The organism is Acinetobacter thutiue, assembly GCF_030385805.1.
Classification (GTDB): Bacteria; Pseudomonadota; Gammaproteobacteria; order Pseudomonadales; family Moraxellaceae; genus Acinetobacter; species Acinetobacter corruptisaponis.
Genome location: NZ_JAUDZE010000009.1, coordinates 70,951 through 93,420 on the forward strand (window position 1 = coordinate 70,951; position 22,470 = coordinate 93,420).

Annotated in this window: 19 protein-coding genes and 1 pseudogene; 3 read left to right on the forward strand and 17 right to left on the reverse strand. The window is 34.5% G+C overall.

Annotated features, from left to right (window positions below):
• Window positions 1–145: 145 nt before the first annotated feature.
• The 4 genes from QTA56_RS15175 to QTA56_RS15190 form a co-directional block, all read right to left on the reverse strand.
• Window positions 146–1,195, reverse strand: coding sequence for an SGNH/GDSL hydrolase family protein (locus tag QTA56_RS15175; RefSeq protein WP_267981830.1), 1,050 nt, complete (start codon window positions 1,193–1,195; stop codon window positions 146–148).
• A 79-nt stretch (window positions 1,196–1,274) separates the two neighbouring features.
• Window positions 1,275–2,321 carry a hypothetical protein gene (locus QTA56_RS15180; protein ID WP_267981831.1) on the reverse strand — a complete coding sequence of 349 codons (1,047 nt, stop codon included), beginning with the start codon at window positions 2,319–2,321 and terminating at the stop codon, window positions 1,275–1,277.
• A complete protein-coding gene (locus QTA56_RS15185) occupies window positions 2,321–4,342 on the reverse strand; it encodes an exostosin domain-containing protein (RefSeq protein WP_267981832.1) in 2,022 nt (673 codons plus the stop codon). Before QTA56_RS15185 ends, QTA56_RS15180 begins: the two co-directional genes overlap by 1 nt.
• Window positions 4,343–4,398: 56 nt before the next feature.
• On the reverse strand, window positions 4,399–6,123 hold the full coding sequence (locus QTA56_RS15190) for a DUF8374 domain-containing protein (RefSeq protein ID WP_267981833.1): 1,725 nt from the start codon (window positions 6,121–6,123) through the stop codon (window positions 4,399–4,401).
• A gap of 881 nt (window positions 6,124–7,004) precedes the next feature.
• Here QTA56_RS15190 and QTA56_RS15195 point away from each other — a divergent pair.
• The 3 genes from QTA56_RS15195 to QTA56_RS15205 are packed head-to-tail and all read left to right on the forward strand — an operon-like array spanning window position 7,005 to window position 11,023.
• Window positions 7,005–8,174, forward strand: coding sequence for a nucleotide sugar dehydrogenase (locus tag QTA56_RS15195; protein ID WP_267981834.1), 1,170 nt, complete (start codon window positions 7,005–7,007; stop codon window positions 8,172–8,174).
• Between the two features lie 3 nt (window positions 8,175–8,177).
• Window positions 8,178–9,647, forward strand: coding sequence for a glycosyltransferase family 2 protein (locus QTA56_RS15200; RefSeq protein ID WP_267981835.1), 1,470 nt, complete (start codon window positions 8,178–8,180; stop codon window positions 9,645–9,647).
• 2 nt (window positions 9,648–9,649) lie between these two features.
• Window positions 9,650–11,023, forward strand: a complete 1,374-nt coding sequence (locus QTA56_RS15205; protein WP_267981836.1) for a phosphohexomutase domain-containing protein — start codon at window positions 9,650–9,652, stop codon at window positions 11,021–11,023.
• 71 nt (window positions 11,024–11,094) lie between these two features.
• Here QTA56_RS15205 and QTA56_RS15210 read toward each other — a convergent pair whose 3' ends face one another.
• The 13 genes and pseudogenes from QTA56_RS15210 to QTA56_RS15270 all read right to left on the reverse strand — a co-directional run bounded on the left by QTA56_RS15210 (window position 11,095) and on the right by QTA56_RS15270 (window position 22,448).
• Window positions 11,095–12,768 (reverse strand): polysaccharide biosynthesis/export family protein, encoded by a 1,674-nt coding sequence (locus QTA56_RS15210; RefSeq protein WP_267981837.1) that lies wholly within the window; start codon window positions 12,766–12,768, stop codon window positions 11,095–11,097.
• Window positions 12,769–12,772: 4 nt separating this feature from the next.
• Window positions 12,773–13,873 carry a KpsE/RkpR family capsule polysaccharide export protein gene (locus QTA56_RS15215; protein WP_267981838.1) on the reverse strand — a complete coding sequence of 367 codons (1,101 nt, stop codon included), beginning with the start codon at window positions 13,871–13,873 and terminating at the stop codon, window positions 12,773–12,775.
• Window positions 13,854–14,525, reverse strand: a complete 672-nt coding sequence (locus QTA56_RS15220) for an ABC transporter ATP-binding protein (RefSeq protein WP_267981839.1) — start codon at window positions 14,523–14,525, stop codon at window positions 13,854–13,856. Before QTA56_RS15220 ends, QTA56_RS15215 begins: the two co-directional genes overlap by 20 nt.
• Window positions 14,522–15,343, reverse strand: a complete 822-nt coding sequence (locus QTA56_RS15225; RefSeq protein WP_267981840.1) for an ABC transporter permease — start codon at window positions 15,341–15,343, stop codon at window positions 14,522–14,524. The genes QTA56_RS15220 and QTA56_RS15225 overlap by 4 nt, the downstream gene beginning before the upstream one ends.
• Window positions 15,344–15,651: 308 nt before the next feature.
• On the reverse strand, window positions 15,652–16,017 hold the full coding sequence (locus tag QTA56_RS15230; RefSeq protein WP_267981841.1) for a ribonuclease E inhibitor RraB: 366 nt from the start codon (window positions 16,015–16,017) through the stop codon (window positions 15,652–15,654).
• A gap of 120 nt (window positions 16,018–16,137) precedes the next feature.
• A pseudogene (locus QTA56_RS15235) lies at window positions 16,138–16,611 on the reverse strand (GNAT family N-acetyltransferase).
• Between the two features lie 19 nt (window positions 16,612–16,630).
• Window positions 16,631–17,296, reverse strand: a complete 666-nt coding sequence (locus QTA56_RS15240) for a pseudouridine synthase (protein ID WP_267981842.1) — start codon at window positions 17,294–17,296, stop codon at window positions 16,631–16,633.
• Window positions 17,297–17,391: 95 nt separating this feature from the next.
• Window positions 17,392–17,841, reverse strand: a complete 450-nt coding sequence (locus tag QTA56_RS15245; RefSeq protein ID WP_267981843.1) for a hypothetical protein — start codon at window positions 17,839–17,841, stop codon at window positions 17,392–17,394.
• Between the two features lie 570 nt (window positions 17,842–18,411).
• Entirely contained in the window at window positions 18,412–19,299 is an 888-nt protein-coding gene (locus QTA56_RS15250; protein ID WP_267981844.1) for a DMT family transporter, read from the reverse strand.
• 172 nt (window positions 19,300–19,471) lie between these two features.
• On the reverse strand, window positions 19,472–20,170 hold the full coding sequence (locus QTA56_RS15255; RefSeq protein WP_267981845.1) for a hypothetical protein: 699 nt from the start codon (window positions 20,168–20,170) through the stop codon (window positions 19,472–19,474).
• Window positions 20,171–20,185: 15 nt separating this feature from the next.
• Entirely contained in the window at window positions 20,186–20,764 is a 579-nt protein-coding gene (locus QTA56_RS15260; RefSeq protein ID WP_267981846.1) for a DUF4126 domain-containing protein, read from the reverse strand.
• A gap of 125 nt (window positions 20,765–20,889) precedes the next feature.
• Window positions 20,890–21,033, reverse strand: coding sequence for a zinc ribbon-containing protein (locus QTA56_RS15265; protein WP_267981847.1), 144 nt, complete (start codon window positions 21,031–21,033; stop codon window positions 20,890–20,892).
• Between the two features lie 161 nt (window positions 21,034–21,194).
• Window positions 21,195–22,448, reverse strand: a complete 1,254-nt coding sequence (locus QTA56_RS15270; RefSeq protein ID WP_125318384.1) for a hypothetical protein — start codon at window positions 22,446–22,448, stop codon at window positions 21,195–21,197.
• Window positions 22,449–22,470: the final 22 nt, after the last annotated feature.

The window sequence follows — 22,470 nt, forward strand, 5'->3', positions numbered from 1 at the left end:
TTTTTCATACTTACCATCCAATTAGCCCACTTATATAATGTTTAACTCATTATACCAATTACCAGTTAATGATATAAAAAGCATCCTATTCATTAAGTTTTTAAAATAAAAACTATCTTACCTCATCATATAAAAATATAAACTTTTACTTATACTTTCGAATTAATTCAGCCATAGGTGTTTTTTCAAAACAGAAATAACCAATGCCACCTAATCTAGGTCCCTCATTTTTATCACCTTTCTGCAATTTTATGTTAGGTATTTCTGTATCTAATAAAACACTCAAGGTGCCATGTCCTAGTCTTGACAATCTTCTTACCAATAATCTGTCATAATAGCAATATTCATCATAAAAACTTAAATATTGTTTACCTGTTCCATCATATACCCATAGTCCACTCGTACGAGGACCAGCTAATCCTGCAACACGAACAAGGGGATGGCCAACATCATAATCTAATCTAACAACTCCATCTTTAGATTCTATTTGTACTATTTCACACGATAAACCTGATCGCTGGAAATTTTGCTTATTTTTTCCACTTATTAATTTCTCTGCTGGAATAGAGTATAAATTACTTACCAGATTTAGCCGTTTAAAATCCAGATTCTGAGTAAAAATACGATCGTTCATATGCTCCAATAAAAACTTATAAACTTTATCAACATAAAAATCAGTACCTTTTTCTGTTGGATGTACAACATCTTTAAAGAAAAGAGCATGATCCTGTTTCTTTATTAATTTTGCAATATTAATTACAGGAAATCCCATCTGTTTTCCCAATCTATCAATCGCTTTCAATGAAAAATCTTTCACAGCATCTACATCTTCTTTCCACAAATTAATAAATAAAGGTAAAGCACCATGTAATAAGGTTTTAGCTGCAAGGGCAAAGAAAGTAAAGGTAATATCCTTTTTATCTTTCACAAAATCTCGAAAAGCGCTGGTAGAAACATCCAAAACAATAAAATCATATTCTTTGATTACAATCGAATTATATAAATAGACTAAATCAATAGGGTGAATTCCACCTAAACCAATTACATCAACTTCAGCGATTTGCTCACTTTCAAGCCTTGACTTAATGAAAGTAGCATAGCCTTTTTTATCTGCTGTGACACTAAAACCAAGTATTAATATTTTTTTCATTTGAAATCCCATCCCTATTACAATAGTAAAATCATCTATAAACATTTAAACTTTCAAAATAAGATTTCGACAAACTCAACCCATTCTTTATCAAACTGACTAGAAAGAGAATTTTCACAGAGATCTAATCTTGTGCAGATATTGACAAAATTGCATCATTAAATTTATCAGAGAATTCCATACGTGAATAAATAAATTCATCATACCTTTCAAAATGCTTTGCAAGTAGTTGCTGTGTTTCCAGATAGATTTCACCCAATTCACGTGTTGGTTGAACCGATAATATCTTATCTATTGCCTGTTGTTCGTTTAACCCGCTCACGTTTATTAAAGCAGAATCTTTATTAATAATCTTAAACAAAGAATGCTGCTGATCAGCCCAATAGATAGGCACGCCTAAAGTTGCATAACTATCAAATATCTTCTCAGAAATATAATTCTTTTGAACAGTATTTTCTATTGCTGAAACAATAAAGGAATTATAAGTTAAAAGTGCTAACTTATCTAAATGCCAATCTACTAATTGTTGTCTAGCACTATCTTCTTTTTGCCATCCTTTACCAACACATAAACATTCAGCAGTTTTTTTATCTTTAATATTTTTTGCAATATTTGTTCTGTATACAGACAGCCCATATACATTAATATCAGGATGGCTAATACTATATTTTTTAACCAACTGACGATTTTCAGCAAAAAATGCATATTTATATCCTGCATCTTTCCAAATATTTAATACATTTTCTACTTTTAAATCTGCATTTCTTTTGAAAGCCTGAAGATAACGTAAATAATAATCATCACTTGTTGTAATAAAGTAAGGAAATTTATTAAATGAATATATATCGCTTGTAACATGATTTATAACAGTGCATTTAAAAGCAAAATTTTCTACCAAACGTTCAACAATCTTTACCTTAAAATTACCACTATTAGTCGTATCCCATAAAGGTTCTTCTGAAAAGACAACTAAACGTACATGTTTTCTTTTTGCAAGTACCTTTTTCAAGACGTCAACATTCTCATCAATATTGATAATATAGCCAAATAAAATAATATCCGCCTCAAAAGGATCTGTTACATACTCAAAAGATTTTTTTAAAATTGATCTATAAACTTCATAAGCAAAAGGAATTCGATGTGCATGTCTCCCCATAAGATGGATTTTCATTAGTGTTTGCTCCATGACTCAAAAAAGCCTTTAAGTGTTAATGCCTTTTCAAATAACTCGACCTGTAAAGGTGAAGCATTCTGTAATGATCTTTTAATCAATTCTTTATCTTTCTTCATACGAACTACAAATTTTTCTGTATCTAGTAGAATTTCATTTGTTAACAAGGTAATTTCTAAAGATGTTGAATTGCCAAATTTGAGTTGACTCTCATTCAATAATGCAGATTGTGTATATGTCAGTAATAACTGAACAATATCATAAACAAAATAAGGTGCACCATATAAATCCCATATTTGCTGCATTGCATGTCTCATTTCTTTCAATTTCGCAGCATTTGCATGAATCTCTTTAAGCATAGCTGGTAGATTTAATATACTTTCTTTATCTTCCTTACAAAATACTACTGCTTGTTGCCATAATGCCTGATTACCTGGCAACTGTAAGGTATCAGCAAGGATAACAGGAATAGCACCTAAGCCAATGGACTCCCACAAACGGATTGAGTTCGGCCCTGTTCCAGATGGGCATAAAGAAAAAACACTCTGCTCTAACACTTGTTTAAACTTATTGCTAGAAGCATCATCCACCAGGCCTTCTTTATTTTTAGCTTTACTTTGAATTTGATAATCATATACAATTTTATTGTAATGCCAAGTATCATTACCTATAACCAATCCTGTTTTATTTTTTGACAGTTCATCAATAATAATATTACGTGTATTTGTTAGATAATACTGATTTGCTTTTGCACCCATAAATGAATAAACATATTTTTTCTTTTCATTCTTTATTTTAACAGCATCAAAAGCCTGAACAGGATATAAAGGGAATGGATGTACTTTGATATGAGGATGATCTGGCAAATATTGCATCCCTTTTACAGCATGTGACCAAAATATATCTGTAACACCCATTTCCTTAAAAATACTCTGGAATTTCAACATATGAATATGCTGACAAGTAGTAATAATTCTTTTCTTACCATTTAATCTTGATTTAAATGAGGTAAGCTTATTTTTTAAATAATGCGTCCTCTCTAGATTTTTTTTATTATGTAGTAAATTATCAAATAATGTCGCCCAAGGAAAAGCAAAGTAAATAACGGAATCTATACCCGAACTACCTTTTGTCCATTTTTTCAACATTTCATAAGCATGCTGCTCAGTGATTGCAGGAAATTGCCATTCATTATCGTAAGATAAAATAAAAGGTGGATCTTTTTCAATCTGATTTTTTTGTTCCTCGTTCATCAGTTTCTTATTATTTTCTTTTTGTAGAATTGTGTCATTCATCTTAATTTTTTCAACATTTCCAGTAGGGCTTAATGACCATACATCAAATACTAATTTCGCCTTATCCGTTAATGTTTCTGAAGCATATACCCACGCAGTTCCACCCAAAATCCTTTTATCGACATGAGCACTATAAGACCTAATTTGCGTTTCATGTAAATGATACGTTTTGACAAATTTACACGGGTTAAAAACATCAAACCCATGAACAGAAAACAAATAAGCAATTTTATTATCACAACGAGGTACACCCAAAGAAATATCTAGATCCTTTTTCAGGATTTTAGTAATCTCAGCAGAACTATCAATACACCAAACATCTTGTGACCAATGAGGATTTGGATGTAATGTATTTGTCTCACCAATCACTTCATAACGACTAATGGCTACAAAACTTTTTGTGTTTTGATCAAATATAAAGTTTAGATTACTAACACTCTCATCAAAATAAATATCTGAATTTGCTAAAACTGATATTCCATCTTTGACATATTTTTCAGTATATTCAATCCAATCCCTATAGGTTGGACGTTTATCAATATACAGTACCTCTATCTTAGGATTTTGGATGACTGGAATCGAGTCATCATCAATTAACAAAAATATTTTTTTAATATTTATAACATCTACATTTCTTTTTAGACATTTGTCTATTTCCTGCTGACGTTCATAGTTTTCCGACATATAATAAGGGGAGAATAAGTAAATATCACGTAACTTAGTCATAATTAAAAAATTCCAAAATATTACAAAAATTGAGAATATTCAGCTTTAGAAAATACCTATTTCTTTCGCTTTTCCAATCTAAACGAAACAATCTCCCTTGAAAGCTCAAAAGGCAGTTTTAGCAAATTTTTTTTGGTTTCCCCATAAATGTTCTGTTCAATGATTTTACCCAATCTATATGATAAATGTTTCTTCACTTTCTCAGCCTCTAGAACATCTTCATACATTTCTATTGGGGGCATATTTTGCGCTTCTAAGGTTTTAAACTCAGAAATCTCATGATAGACTGCCAATGGCATCATTATAAATCCTTTAAGATTATGAGAATGTAAAATCATAACCTGCCCTAATCTATAAGGAAGCTCATTTTTCACTCTCGCCATAGCACCTTTTAACTTTGGTTTCTGAATCTTAACATCTTGATTCTGCTGAGACACACTAATCTCACTAATCTGATTTTGAGAGAAGATATCATTTTGTATAGCTGATAAATACTTTTCAAACTCTTCTTGCAAATTCTGTAGCTGAAGCCACAACAATTCTTTTTCTTGTTCTAATAATGTATTTTTAGCAGAAGTAAGATCATATTTTTTCTTAATTTCTATAATATGATTTTTACGCCAAACTGCTGTACTTTCTAATTGTTTTTTCTCTTTAGCAAGTTCAATACTCTGTTGCTGTATCTGTTTACTTGTCTCTAACAAGATATTATTTTCAGTTGACAGCTCCTTAATACGATTACTACGCCATATAGCAGCACTTTCTATTTTCTTTTTCTCTTTAGCCAACTCAATATTTTCTTTTTTTAATTTTTTATTTTCCCCTAATAGTATATTACTTTCATCTGATAACTCCTTAATACGATTAGTTCGCCATAACGCCGCTCCTTCAAATTTATTTTTTTCTTTTCTTAATTCTTGCAACTGATCCTTTATATCTTGCAACGATTTATAATATTTATTTTTATTTTCAGCCTCTAAATTTTCTAGATATAAAGATATCCAATAAAGGTCTTTTATTGAATATGCAAGACATTCATAAAGCCCACCAGAAAGATTAGCAACAGATTGCAATTCTTCATATTTATTTTTAATTTTTAAATTATCTTTCAAAAACTCTTCGATAAAATACTCTTTTAATTGAAAATAAGTAGGTTGTTCTGCCTCAATTAAAGCAGATTCATTATCAAACCTTGATATTTTGTTTTCAGTCAAATGTTCTATATTATTTAAAAAATTAAAACATTTATCTAGATTTCTTATTTTATCTTCATGTACTAAAACACATTTTCCTGTATTATTTAAAAAGAAATCTAATAAAATAGTATTATATAAACACCACTCTTCAAGTTTATTTTCTATATTTGAAATCAAACTATTTAAATCTTCATTATATGAAATTGCTTTTAAAATAGATTTTGGTGAATTATATACTAATATAAAATAATAATTTTCATCCAAATTTTTCCAAAAATCTAGTAAGGGTAAAACATCTGAATCAATCCATCCCCATAATGGACTCTCAAGATTTGCTAACTCTAAATCCAAAGCTAAACTTTGCCAAATTGGTTGTACATTTGGAAAACTAAAATTATTTAAGTATTTTAAATTGGTTATGTCAATCCCACATCCATGACAAATGAGTTGGTTTATCTCTGTAACAGATAATCCTTCTCTTCGGGATGGATTTGCCATTTTTACATCAAATTGCAGTAACACATCTTCTATTAGTGACATTTGACAACTTGGATGTCCAACAACTATAACTTTTTTATTACCCATAATCACCTAAGCCTTAATTTAAAGAACAAAATAAGTTTTTCAAATATTTCCAATCATGATCTATCTCATATAGAATCACAATAAGTCATGTTTTAATTAAAAATCAATTAAAAACAATAACTTAAATCCTAACAATCCATTTCCTCCGCAAGAGTAACATAGAATAATTGCATATTCCATACCAATTCTCACATCAAACAAGAGAGAGAAATACAACAAACCGCTTTAACTATATGATCCTAAAAATAATTCTTAAGATAAAGAAATGATGAAACATTTCATTCCTGGACTTAAATATCAAGCAATTCACTATGTACTTTTAAATTCGCATAAACCATTGTCAGCAATTTGCACCAAAATTAGCTGAGACAAAAGCTGCCTTGTTTGAATATTTTTTAAATTTTCCACAATCGAATCAAACGGCGCCCTGTAAATGGTTGATTAAGCCCTGAAATCTTTAAACAGAAATATTTTAAAAATTTAAAAGAATAGACTAGCCACACTATTGTCCATTATCAATTTAAAAACATAACCGCCCATATATCATTGAAATTTATTACTTTATTTAATTAAAACATAAAGCAAAATCATCTTGAATTTTATGAAATAATTATATATTTTCATCTTTTCTCAATTAGTTTTTAAATATGTTATAATTTTTTCTAAACTCTAGATTAAGTTTAAAAAATCACATACTTATCATAGAAGCTATTGTAATTTCGATATTTTTGATGTTTGAAAATTTTCGAAGTGTTGGACAATCAAGTCTATTTTAAGCGAATTCTAGGTCACGTGAATTGTAAACAGTCCATTGCATAAAAGGAAAAATTGTATACTCTGTTTTAAAAAATTTAATTTTGTTTATTATCTTTGGTTGTATTATGAAAAATATTGTTGTTGCTGGCACAGGCTATGTTGGGCTTTCCAATGCTATTTTGTTGGCTCAAAACCATCAAGTCACCGCTCTAGATATCAATGCAGATAAGGTTGCCCTTATCAATAACAAACAATCTCCTATCGATGATAAAGAGATCCAGCACTATCTAACTCATGTAACACTCAACCTCACTGCAACTACTGATACGTCCGTATATAAAAATGCAGATATTATCATTGTGGCTACTCCTACAAATTATAATGAAATTACGCACCATTTTGACACATCTAGTGTTGAAAATGTTATTGAATCTGTTCTAATTCTAAATTCAGAAGCATTAATTATCATTAAATCAACGATTCCTGTAGGGTATACCGAGCGAATCAAACAAAAATATCAAACTAATAATATTATTTTTTCACCAGAATTCTTACGGGAAGGTTATGCTTTATATGACAACTTACATCCCTCCCGAATCGTTGTAGGTGAGCAGTCAGAAAGAGCTAAAGACTTTGCCCAACTTTTAATGGAGGGTGCGTTAAAACAGGATATTTCAGTTTTATTTACTGATAGTACAGAAGCAGAAGCAATTAAACTCTTTGCCAATACCTACCTTGCTATGCGAGTTGCCTATTTTAATGAGTTAGATACTTACGCTGCTACTCATAAACTCAATGCTGCTCAAATTGTAAAAGGGGTTAGTTTAGATCCAAGAATTGGTGATCATTATAATAATCCCTCATTTGGTTATGGAGGGTATTGCTTACCAAAAGATACCAAACAACTTCTTGCCAATTACAAGAATGTACCACAAAATTTAATCCAAGCTATTGTACAATCTAATGCAACACGCATGAATTTTATTGCCGATTCTATTCTTGAGAAAAAGCCTAAAGTGGTTGGTATTTATCGCCTTATAATGAAGCAAGGTTCTGATAATTTTAGAGCTTCTTCTATTCAGGGTGTGATGCAGCGTCTGCAAAATAATGGTGTTAATCTTATCATTTACGAACCATCTCTTATTAAATCAACATTTAATCATCTTCCCATAGTTAATGATATTGAATCTTTTAAAGCACAGTCTGATCTTATTATTGCCAATCGATTATCAAGTGAACTGGCTGATTGCTTAGAAAAGATTTATACTCGTGATTTATTTGGTAAAGACTCCTAATAAATGTTATCTAAACTTTTCCAAGATATTAAGGCATTTTATTTATATCGCAAAAAAAGATTTGCTCATTTTTTATCTTTCGAATCATTAGATGATCATAATACCACTCAAATCACATGGGCTTTTTATAAGCTAGGAATGTATAAAACAGTTAGATCCTTAACTATAGATAAGAACTCTCCTCTTAGTCTCATTGCTTTTGCTGTAGCATATGCAGCATGTGGTGAGACTGATAAATCTAAAAAAATTATCACAATTATAGAACGAAAGTTTCCTCAACACCTTCAACTTCTAGTTGAAGAATTAACAGCATTTGATATTGATTCTACTCTGAACTTAGTACAAAAGTATAATCTCGTTTCCTTACTCAGCATAGCAATCTTAGTACAGCATCAAAAGCTAGATTTAGCTGAAAAATTTATTTCCACATTAAAAAAAAATAATATAAAAAACACGGCAAATCTTTTTCTAATTCAGGCACAAATAAATTTTCATAAAGATATTTCCTATATTGAATATATTAATCAAATTTTCAAGCTTTACAAATTAACTGAGATAAAAAAAATAGATCAGTATTCCTGTTTAAATATTCAAAATATTACACCCATAAACTCTCCAAAAAATTTCCATCAGCCTTATCTAATTAGTATTTTAATCACCTGTTATAATAGTGAAAAATATATACACTCCACCTTAAATAGTATATTACAACAATCTTATCAAAACATTGAAATTATTATCATAGATGATTGTAGCACAGATCAAACATGGGAAATTATTCAACGATATGCAAAAAATGATACAAGAATTCAAGTTCACCAGCTTCCATTTAATACAAGCACATATGTGGCTAAGAATCTAGCATTGTTATTTGCCAAAGGAGAGTTTGTCACATGTCATGATGCCGATGACTGGTCACATCCACAAAAGTTAGAATTACAATTACAACCTCTATTACGAAATCCTAAAATTATCGCAACAACATCTAATTGGTTTAGACTTTCTAATTTTGGTGAAATTTATTCACGAAAAATTTATCCGATTGCTCGACTCAATCTTTCTTCCTTACTCTTTAGACGAAAAATTGTAATGGATAAAATTGGTTTTTGGGATTGTGTTAAGACAGGAGCAGATTCAGAGTTCTTAAATCGTCTAAAATTACAATTTGGCGATCAGGCTGTTTTAAAAGTTGATATTCCTTTGTCAATAGGTGCACATCACCCAGCATCTCTAATGAATGCCCCGGAAACTGGTTTCATAGACCAAAAGATACCAGCATCAAGATTAGATTATTGGGAAGCATGGAACACATGGCATATTCAGGCTTTAAAAAACAAAACATCTTTATATGTTCCCCTATTTAATACATCTGATTCTCGGAATTTTGATATTCCTTATAGTTTAAAAATTGAAGATAAGAATTTAAAATATTATCAAAATTTCATTAAACATCAATATCCTCATTTGGAGTAAATATGAACATAACATGCGTTAAAGCATATGATATACGTGGCGAACTTAATAGCCAACTCAATGAAGATATTGCTTATCGTATCGGCCGAGCCTATGGTGATCTTTATCAAGCAAAAACAGTTGCTGTTGGTTGTGATATTCGATTATCTAGTGAAAGTTTAAAGCAAGCCACAATCAAAGGATTAAATGATGCAGGTGTAGATGTACTCGATCTAGGAATGACAGGTACTGAACAAGTTTATTTCGCAGCATTTTATCTTGATGTACAAGGGGGCATTGAAATCACTGCAAGTCATAATCCAATGAATTATAATGGGATGAAACTTGTTCGTGAAAATGCAAAACCTATTAGTATTGAGACAGGTTTAAAAGATATTCAACATATCGCAGAACGGGGCAATTTTAAGTCACCATCTCGGCTAGGTACAACAAAGTTCTATAATATTCTTCCTGAATTTATTAATCATTTAATGACCTATATCGATCTTAATCAATTAAAACCATTAAGACTTGTAGTTAATGCAGGAAATGGGGCGGCTGGACCCGTTATTGATGCCATTGAACAACGTTTTATTGAGGCAAAAGTTCCTGTTGAATTTATTAAGATTAATCATCAACCCGATGGTAGCTTCCCAAATGGTATTCCCAATCCAATCTTATTGGAAAATCAGGGGGTGACTAGTCAAGCTGTCATTGAACATCATGCCGATTTAGGTATTGCATGGGATGGTGACTTTGATCGTTGTTTCTTATTTGATGAAAATGGGCAATTTATAGAAGGGTACTATATCGTTGGTTTGCTTTCTGAAGCATTTTTAAGCAAAACAACAAATGAAAGAATTATCCATGACCCTCGTTTAACGTGGAATACACTGGATATTGTTCAACAATATGGTGGAATAACTGTTCAATCCAAGTCTGGTCATGCCTTTATTAAAGAAGTGATGCGTGCAGAAAATGCAATTTATGGCGGGGAAATGTCTGCTCACCATTATTTTAGGGATTTTGGGTATTGTGATAGCGGAATGATTCCTTGGCTATTGGTTATTGATCTGCTTTCTCGCAAGCAAACTTCTCTTTCTTCATTAGTCAATGGGATGATTCATAAATACCCATGTAGTGGTGAGATTAATTTTAAAGTGAGTGATGCTCAATATGTCATTCAGCAAATTTTATCGAAGTATCAAGAATTAAATCCCAAATTAGATAAAATGGATGGTGTTTCCTGTGATTTTGGTACTTGGCGTTTTAATATTCGTAGTTCTAATACAGAACCATTATTACGCTTAAATGTAGAAACTCAAGGCGATAATGCCAAAGCTCAATTAATGCAATATATAGAGGAATTAAGCCAACTTATTCGCAAGTTCTCTTAAATATTTGGTACATTACCGAAATATGATGTTTTTCTCATATTTCGGTTCTTATTTGAATTAGAATTATTATCCTACAAATCCAACGCAACTTTAGCCACAATTGCCATTTGATAGAGAATCTGAGTGATGCCCCGTGTAAGCTCAACACCCTTAGTTTGCACTTTAGGTAAAACCAAAACCTCATCACCTTGCTGAATCTTATAGCGACCACTTACTAGCTCAGATTCTCCATTTTGATGAATCACCACCAGTTTGGACTTATTCGATTTCTGCGTATAACCGCCAACTTGCTCGATATATGAATTGGCTGACATATTAGGTTGCCAAATTACACCATTGGGAAAAGTAACCTCACCATGAATCATAATAACGGAAGTTTTTTCAGGAATATTTAAAATGTCTCCATTTTCCAGAATAACATCATCAAAGTCTTTGGCATTTAAGACCACTTGTCCTTTTGGCTCAATTAAACGTGCTTTAGCAATGAACTGTTTAACCAGCTCTGCATCTTTAACCCGTAAATTTGCTTCTTCCTGAGTGGTGGAACGTACTGAAAAAGTTGCTTCTTCAAGTTTGTCTAAAGAAACATTCAACATCTCTTTCTGTCGTTTGGCCACAGAGGGACGAAAAAGTTGTAAAGCATTTATCTCAGAAAGAACGTTTGGCTGGATTTGCCTTAACACCTCAGAAAGTTTTGAACCATAAGGTAGCACAACGGCATGTGCACCATTATGTGCACCCTCAATCCGCACCTGAATCGTTCCCGCATAACGATCAGCCGTAACCGTTAGCACATCACCATCTTCAATCACCACATTATTTGCAGCAGAAAGCGGATAGTATTCACTACGGTACTCACTTCCCTGACGGCGCATAATACTCACATTGGTTGCTCCTGGTTTCAGTTTCGCTACAGACAAAGCCTGTGCAACAGTCACCTCTGGAACATTAAACTCAAAATCATAGGCATTAAAGACTTCTCCCCCAACTGAAAAGGTATGGCTTCGTGGCGCAACCACAATCACATCTCCATCTTTAAAACTAAATGACTGTAATTTCCCTGCAATTAAGAAGTCATATAGATTCACATACTGCTTAAGTTGACCATTTCGCATAACTCGAATATCAACATAACTTCCACGTTGGGCATCAACACCACCAGCGCGGTCCAAATAAGCCAATACACTGTCGTTGGCGACACCGCCGTATGAACCTGGCTGATTTACGAAACCTGTGACCATCACTTTTACAGGTTGTGCCTGTACTAATGCAGCATAGACCCCGACATTTGCCACATAGATTTTACGCACATAACGCTCAATTAATGACTGCAAACTACCATTGGTTGTACCTACAACTTTTACTGGTCCCACATTTGGAATAAAAATATTCCCTTGAGGGTCAACCGTTAATGTTCCAGCAAACTGGTACGCCCCCCAAAGTCTTAAATTGATATTGTCACCTGGATTGAGCACATAACTATCATTAAATGTTGAACCCGCAGTACTGGCAAATGCACCTTTGAATAGTTGCTCGCCAAACATTTTTATTGGGGTTGAATACTTTTGGGAATTACTTGGTGAAAGACCAACAACAGATTGGCTAGGCAAAATTGTATTGTCAGTATTTGTCTCAGTTGGGTTGAGGTTAGTAGTTAAATTCTGAGGTAATAAACTGTTAGTCTCTATTGCGAAACTGTTGATTGAATAGAACGCAAGCATACTGGTTAATACTATTTTTTTCATTTTCTTACTCCTTATGCTCACGGATAATTGAATAAATCAACATAGTGATTCCAAATAAAATATTTAATACAAGGAAATAGGTAGCAATTAAATACAATGTACGCGGATAAAGCGCATCCTGTGCCAACTCAGGTGTTGAAACCACAACCAGTTTCTTTAATTTACGAGAAGCTTCCAAACGAGCTTTCTCAAGTGAAGCCAAAGACAGTTTATAAAGATCAGTCGAAAATTCAACATTTGCTTTCAATGCTTCAAAATCAGCCACACTCTTATTCAGCTTACTAGTATTAGGTGAAGTCAGTTTCGCCTTTTCATCATTAACCTGTTTTTGTACCGATTCTATTTGGCTACGAATTGCTACCACTTGCGGAGCTTCTGGGTTTAAATAGCTCAGCAGGGTTCGCTCCTCCGTCCGCAACTGTGCTAGATTTGATTCTAAACCAGCCACTAATGTCGCAATTGCCTGTGCCTGTGCTTGTGGATCAAACATCTGATTACGATTTTGATACTCAAGCAAGGCATCACGAGAAGTATTTAATTGTTCTTTTGCTTCATTTAATTGCTTTTCTGCAAACTTAAGCTGTTCTTCTGCAATTTGTTGGGAAAGACCATTAATAAAAGCTTCACTGCTTTTTAGGATTTCCTGATTCAGCAGTAAGGCAAAATTTGAGGTAAAACCCTGTGATGATATGGTCATCATCATGGTTTTTTCATCTAAATCAACTGTAACTCTTTGATTAAAATAATCAACCAGATCCTCAACCGAGGCATCTGAACTCAAACCAAAAATAGGATCATTCTGCGCAATAAAGGCTTTACGTAAATTTAGCTTTTTATCAAGTTGTTCAACCATGTTTCGTGAGTTGATATAGGCAGTTAAAATATGGGCATCTTCACTACTGGTATTACTTACTCCTAACAGGGTACTTAATCCACTTGAAGCCGAAACATTGGAAACTTCACCCACCTGCTTGACCAGTAAAGTCGATTTTGAAACAAAGCGTTGTTGGGCAAAGAAACATAGATACCCAACTATCAGCAATAGAGGTAAAATGACAATGGCACTGTAACTTATGCCTAAGCCTTTATTTGTTATTGACCGCATACGCTTTATAAACCTCTATTGCCTGTACAACATCTTCAAAGAATTCAGCCTGACCATCACGCATCAGAAAGGCCACGTCACAATTCTGTGTCAGATCATTTAAATCATGAGATACCATAATGATGTTTGATTTCTGCTTAAGCTCATCCAGCAAAACCTGACTCTTTCGCTTAAAATTGGCATCCCCCACTGCTCCAGCCTCATCCAGCAAGTAATAGTCAAAATTAAATGCCATACTTAATCCAAAACCAATTCGCCCCCGCATACCAGATGAATAACTTTTAATCGGCATATCAAAATATTTACCAATTTCAGCAAAGGACTCGACAAAGTCAATCACTTGATCGACTTCATCCTCATTGCTAAGATAAAGCCTCGCAACAAAACGTACATTTTGCCGAGCTGTTAAACTACCCTGAAAACCACCTGATAATGCCACTGGCCAAGAAATGGTTTTATTAGTGATGACTTTGCCACTGTCAGCAAAATCTATACCCCCAATGATTCTTAACAAGGTGCTTTTACCTGCACCATTTTTACCAAGAATCGCAACACTTTTATTTTCAGGCAAAACTGCGTTTAAATTTTTAAAGACATAATGTCGTCCTTTCGGCGTGACATAGGATTTGGTCAAATCATGTAGTTCAATCATTTAGATTTCACCATTTTCTGTTCAAATCGAGTGTAAAGCAGTAATCCTAAAAAAAATGTTCCCAAAATCCATACAAAAACATAGGATAAAGAGACTCCATTCGCCAATGGATAAGTAGGCGCAACAGCATGACGCATCAATTCCATAATATGAACTAATGGATTCCACAATAAATAAGGCTGATAAGCAGGTGGGATGATATGAATGGTATAAATAACACCTGAAAATAAATATAAGATAAAGAAAAATGTAGCAATAAATTTATTGATTTCTGGAGAAATATCACCCAGCACCAAAAAAATTAGACCAAAACCTAAAGTCAGAATAAATAAAATGATCCAACATCCTAATAACTGTGGAATTGCATCCGCACTCATTGGCAAACCAAACCAAAGTAAAATCGCCATAAAGAAAATATAAGCTACAAAATGCAAAAAAAGCTCTAAAAAACTACGGGCTAGTAAAGTATCAATCGGTTTTACAGGTCTATAACTAAACAGTCCTTTATTGGCAGATACCGCATTTAATGCTTGTGTTGAAATTTGCTTAAACATGAAAAAAGGCAAAATACCATTGACCAAAAATACCTCATAATCCATTCCAAGAACCGTTCGGCCAAGACTACTAAACAAGATCAGCATAAAACCAATATGTAAAGCAGGTTCTAGGATAATCCACAAATACCCTAAACGATACTCACCAAAACGGGTCTGTAGTTCGCGCAAAAAGAGTGCGCGAATTGCAGCATACATTACCTTTAGCCCACCACGGGGTTTAAGCCGTGGTAGTACTTTTAAACTAACCGATTGCTCATCCATCTTCCCCCCCTGAGACGCATACTTTGTTCAATATGCCTTATAATATTTGCAAGCGAAGCTTAAAGTATTTTTTTAATAATTTAAAGTTTCAAAATGTTCAATATCACACATTACAAGAAAGTTCATCTATTAAAAAATGATACGAATACAACACGCATTGAATTAGAATAGACTATCTGATCACAAAAAAAACTTAAACAAATACATTTCAATGGGTTATAAATCATGAAGTTAATTCTCCATCTCATAGCAGGGAATGAAAAGAATGTATTTATTTGTTAATTCAGCAACAATTCACATAATTAATTTTACTCATCTTCGTCATAAATATAACTCATACACCCCCAACCATCATATTCACCATCAAACTCCTGGGCAATACGTGTGATCCACTCTTCCAAGTCTTCAATATCTGCATATTCTGGGATCATATTAACATGGATGTTCAGTACCCACAGGTCTGAACCATCTGAGTGCTGTTCTTCCTGATAGAGTGAAATTTTTTGCTCTTGGTGTAAAAGATGCAAGGCACATTTTTCAGCTTGTTCCTGCTTTTCAAAAACAATCGAGAATTCAACCTCATGTGGTTCACTCAGGTCATTACCATCCTCAACCATTTGCCACAGTACATTGCCATTATCATTGTCTGGAAATTGGTCATAGTCACGTGTCATATCAGTATCCTTTGTTATGTTTTAAATTGATAATTTGGCTATAGATTAACCTATTTTTATGTCAGTTTTTAGACACGTTAATATAATTATTGTAGTTAAGAAATTACCCCTAGGTATAACTCAACCAAAGACAATATAAAGCACCACTTGGTCAAGACAGCGAATCCCATTTTCACAGAGTGGTTTAGGGTAATCTTTAAAGGCATCACGCTCGATATGTGACATGCGAAAACCACATTTCTGGTAAAGTGCCAACTGATCAAGACTGGAGTTGCCTGTTTTCACCCACAAATTTTTGATTTTAAGGTGTTTGGCATTCTCAATAACCTGCTGAATTAATACTTTAGCAAAGCCTTGCTTTTGATGTTTTTGATTTACAGCCAGATTCTTAATCTCGGCCCGATCGTTATTTTGCAATAGGCAGAGTTGAGCAATGATATTGTTTTGGTGATCCAAGAGAATAAAGATATTTGCCTGTGATAGATAAGTGGAAACCTGTTCCCAACTTGGGTCTGCCTCCAGTAAAAGTAGCTTTAACTGGTCTTGTTGTGATTTTTATAATGCCATCCATTTTACTTGCTGGATCGAATATATTTTTTTTACATTCATATGCTTAAAATTTCACATCTGAATATAGTTCAATATCATGCATTTTCAAGGGATGCTGAAATGCCAAATATGCCGCATGTAAAGCCATGCGTTTTAAATGAAACCTGGCTGGCTCAGGATGGTAGAGTTTATCTCCCATAATGGGATGACCAATATGCATCATATGGACGCGGAGTTGATGTGACCGTCCTGTAACAGGTTGCAAACGGACTCGACTTTGATCTGTTTCCACATCATATTCCATCAGCTGAAACAGGGTTTTGGCCTGTTTACCCAGTTCAAAATGTACCATTTGACGCGGACGATTTTCCCAGTCAGTGATCAAGGGAACTTCAACACTTCCCTCAGCCTGAATCTGCCCCTGTACCAAAGCAACATAATATTTTTTAACTGTACGTGCCTGAAACATCTTACTGACCGCAACCTCGGCATCGCGGTGTTTGGCAAACATCAACAAGCCAGAGGTGGCCATATCTAGCCGATGAGTGACTTTAGCTGTTGGAAATTTTTCCAAAATCCGCAAGTAGGCACTGTCCTGATGTTCAGGTAAACGTCCCATTACTGACAATAATCCAGCAGGCTTATTGACCACCACCAGATATTCATCTTCATATATGATTTCAAGCGGTTCCTGTGGTGGCATATAGATAAAGTCGTTATTTAAGGGCATGGCAACAAGCAACCTAGATAAACGCAAATTGACAACGATTATAGTTCTGCCAAGGGGTTTAGCAAGAGTCCTTAAATTTGATGGTTTAAGAACAATTAGGAATTTTTAATGCTCTTGGCTAAATTCTCTTTATACATCTCTTCCAGTGTCGCAACTTCACGATTAAGAAAAGCAATCAGGTAGTCTTTTGCCCGTGCCAAACTCAGTTGCCTGAATGAAACCATATCCTTGGTTTTGCGTGTTACCAGTCCAAATACATCTTTTTTAGGAATAATTACGGGAATATCACTCTCCAGCTTAAATTCAAGCTGTTGTGACTTGGCAAAGGCATCCAGCGTAATCGAGAGCGTTTGTCCCGAATAGCCATCAGTGACAATAAAGCTGGTATCTGATCCATTGAGCTGTAGTTGACGAATAAGTTGCTGACGCCATGCCATTTCGTCAAATTTCGTTAAAATAGTCGCTAAATCAAATGCACCCAAATGATCGATTTCATTTCGGTTGACATGATGTGGATAGCGTATTTTAAGCTCAAACTCATTCATTATTGTTCTGACCTATTTCCTGTGATCATCTTTTGGTTTTACCTATTGTTCCAATTATATCATTTTGTTTTTTAATATAAAAACATCGACTTATATTCAAAATAGTAAAACTTTACGGATTAACCTCACATTTATATTAGATTTTATTGATGTGGTTTTTATTATTTAAGTCTGATTGGTCATATTCTATTTCATTAAATTTTTCAGGGTATCAAGGGAAAACATGTTGTTTACTTCAACACCTATAACTTTGTAAGTTATAACCTCTGCCTATAAACTTTTGATCTATAGCGTCCTAAGCCGAATCGAGACCTTTTGGGTAAGTACACACTTGCTTTATAAGCTTCGGTGCATGCTACTCTTTTCGATCCCTTTCACACCCTTGAGACATAGTTTAGGCAGATTGCTGTGGGATTGTTTTCCTAAAAATTACTATTTTTAGCCAGTCATGAAATAATTTTGCAGATCCAGTTTTATAATTGGAATTATTTTCCAAATAGAGTATAGATTTACCACTTATCTTCCGATATATCCTATTTTATCTGTGTATTTTTTCATTTAAAAAACAGATTAGGCCCAAATCACCATAATTGCGGCCACAATCACCAACCACAAACCCAAATGATCGGTTTTGGCGAGCTTCTCTTTAAAGAAAAATGCTGAGATCAGTAGGCTAAATAATATTTCGACCTGTCCCAAGGTTTTAACAATTGCCACAGTTTGCATACTCATGGCACTAAACCAACCAACTGAGGCGAGAAAACTACAGATGCTCACGCGCAGGGTTAGGCCAAGGCGCTGCCACATTTTATAAAGTGTTTTTCGGCTAAAAATCCCTAGGTAGAGTAAAAGTACAATACACTGAAAGCTGATCAGGCTGCAAAGTACCCACCCTGCACGATGCAGGAACGGCAACATGCTCAGTTCCAGACTGGCTTCGCGTACCAGTAATGAAGTGATGGCAAAGCATAATCCACTCCCCAGACCAATCATTAGGGTTTTAAATGATAGTTCAGTGTGTTGACGACCTTTACTTAATAGAAAGACTGCCACGGCACCAATTAATACACCCACCCAGCCCCAAGTGGTTAAATGTTCCTGTAGGAATAAAACACCGACTAAAGCCGCCAAAATGGCTTCACTTTTAGCCAGTCCGACACCAATCGCATAGTTCTTCTGCTGAAATAGTTTGACCATTAATGCTGTGGCATAAATCTGGCTAATGCCTGCAATTACCACATAGAACCAGAATTTATTGGAGAAATGAACCTGCGCTGTGACAGGTTGGTGCAGATAGAGAAACGCCAGATAACTAAATGCAAAGATGGGCGAAAATAGAAATCGAGCCAGCGTCGTTCCATAGACATCAACCGTGGTACTGAGTTGTTTTTGAAATGCATTACGCCACGCCTGCATGAAAGCAGCCATGAGGGTGAATAGAATCCAAGTGATTGCCATAGGCTGAAACGCAAAATCAAAAAGTGATGGTAATTTACTCTGTTTTAAACAGTTTTTCGATGGTCAATATATCCATTCATGATATTGAACCCTAAAAATATGTTTCACTTATGGACTAAACTGGACAATTTAACTTCACTACATAAAACTGTTAAATTTCAATATCTCTGTTTCAAATCACTTGAGGCAATATCTCCGTACCCTGGTCAACCTTATTGGTCTTTTTCTCTTTTATATAAGGGATTTCAAATACTTCAACTTTATTGTGTTGTTTGCCCCAATCACAAGGATGCGGTATCCGTGCCAGAAAAATCTTCGCATCATCATCTTTTGAAAGCGCATTAAAGGTTTCAATTGCCCAATCCTGGGTTTCACTTTCATCCTGACTCATAATAAACAGCTTATGCTCAGCCCGCCCTAAAACCAGCTTGTTCATATCAAGCAATAACGCTCTTGAATCTTTACGCTGAAACTCACATTCTACAATCCAGACTGCTTTTCGAATTGCCTGAAGCTTTGCATATTTTGACTTGATATTCCTCTTTTTACTGGCTGTATCAAACTCGGTCATTTCCGCAATCACAACGTCAAACAGAAATTCAGTTAAGCCGAACATCTGCGCATTGTTATCAACCTGATGATCATTTTTTCGATTCTTGCGATAAAACGCTTGATATTTTTCTGCTGAAGTTTCTAATTTTTGCGAGGCTTTCAACAATGATTTTGCCAAGGTTTCAATCCATACCCGACTGCGATTTGCATTACGCAATCGTTCTTCACAGTCAAGTTTTTGCAACTCAGAGGCATCACAATATTGAACAGCTTGATTAAATGAATTCTGTATGATGTTTCTTAGGTTATCTGAGTCCATGTTCAACCTTTTTCTTTAGTAAGCTGACTGATCAAGATTATTTTTTCTTTTTTTCTGTACCCAACGTGCGACCACAATCACTAAAACAATCACCAACACCGTAATCAGCACAGGCATAATAAATGCCAAAATCGACAACAAGACCGAGCCAATCAACTCACCTGTTGCGATTACAAAATTACCGAGTCCACCTGTGGTTGCAGTTGAGACACCACGTGCCGCAACGGTACTCATTTGCACCACACCTGCCGTTCCACCACCCACGATCAACGCGGCTGCCCAAGTCGCAAACTGAGACATTTCCCCGCTACTGACTGCCATTGTGGTCAGTGTTCCAGCAACCACTGCCGCAGGCGTGGCGATGGTATCCAAAAGATTATCAACCCAAGGCACATAATAAGCAGCGATTTCACAGATGGTTGCAAATCCAAGTGCAGCACATACGGCAGGGATCGCTAACCATTCAAAACCTTTTGCAGGTTCATACCATCCCATGAGAGTTGCAATACTCATCACCAATAAAGGAACAAAGACACGAAAACCACAGGCTGCACTTAATCCTACGCCGATACAAAGTCCTAATATTGTTTCCATCTGGGTTTTCCTTATTTTTGCTTGAGGCGTATTTCTTGTTATTTCATATTTTAAGGTAACAAAAAAGCCCTATCGAGTGACAGGGCTTTCATCAAAACAGTGGATAACTGTTTGGTGTTTGCGGCTTAGGCATTCTTACTGTTGAATTGATTGCCAAGGCATTTGGTACACGGAGGTAGACGATCAGTACCAATTTCTAAATAGGTGCGGTGTCCGCATTGGACACAAAAATAAAAGCCGATACCAGGTTTTTCGCCAGCTATGACCATTTTTGTTCTCCATAGATTTTAGAAATGGTACATATACTATAGCGTGATAGTCTTGATTATTTATTGACATTCCTGACAAATGGTAGTGTCGGAAAGGTTAAATAACTTTCTATCTATGGCTTACTTTCGCAATAATTTCATACCATTTAAATATGAAATCTTTATAATCCCTCAACATACTCAATAATTTCATCAATTTCATCTTTGCTAGCTTGAATTGTCATTTTGTCTTGGATATCAGATAGAATGCCCAATGCTATAGCTTTAGGTCTATGCTGAAATAACTCTTCCGTAACCCTAGTATTATTTTCAAACATTCTCGCCACAGTCATGAGTTGGGTGCTATTAAGTTTTTCGAATAAAACTTTAAGAATTGTATATGCTTCTGAACGCCCCCAATAATTTCCGCATATTACAGCTAATACTTCTTGATAAACGTCCTCAAAAGCAATTGAAGGAATTGCTGTTCCAAATTGTACTAAAGCTTTTGCTGCTTTAACCTCATCATTCCACCCATAAGCTGTGTTTTTCGCCTGAGCTAACTTTTTTACAGCCCTTCTAAATAATGTTGCTCGAGCTGCATCTGGAATATATTTTATTCCTTCTACTTTCAGTAATGTCTCTAAAACACGAACTTTAGCACCTTTATCTGAACTAGTATCAGCTTCTTGATCTAAAAGATATGTATGATAACGCTGACCCGCTGAACATTTTAGATCTTCATTCGCACGCTGCCAGACGGCTGAGAATAATGCTTTCGCATTTTCAGAGGCTGGGGCTTCTCCTTTGCAAATCATATCAAGTAAGAAGCCAAAGGTAATACGAATATCACTTAATTTAAACGCATTAATTTGATCTCTTAGTAAAGCTAAATTTTCGTCATCTAAAATTGATTTTTTTATAGGATCAAATAAACCTGAAGGTGAATGTCCTGGATCTGGCATTTCTGCTTCAAATAAATTTTTCTGTAAAATCAAAGCAATTCCGAAAACATCCTCTTGCTCAACAGTATTATCACTTGCATGGGCTGGAGACGCATGATTTCTCATCCAATTAATCATTTCCAAAGCTTTTCCAGCTTTTTTATTCAAAACACCTAGTTTTATTGATCCATTAATAAGCACTAGATCATCAACACCCGCCCATCTCTCAGTAAGTGTTTCTCCATTATTTTCATATTTCTTCCTTCCAGATTCATCTTTAATCGCCGAGTTAAAAAGTTCAACTCCATATAGCTCAACCCTCCGACGTAAATTATGTACAGAAGCATTCCAAATATTTAATAGTGCATGATCAGGAAAACCAATATCTAATAATTTTCTAGCATCACTTAAAAAATTAATTTCCACCTTAGTAACAGCGGGAAATTGAGAAACGGTTGTATTGGTTAAAATAGCTGGTAACGTTGAAGACATAACTCCACCTAAATAATTAAAA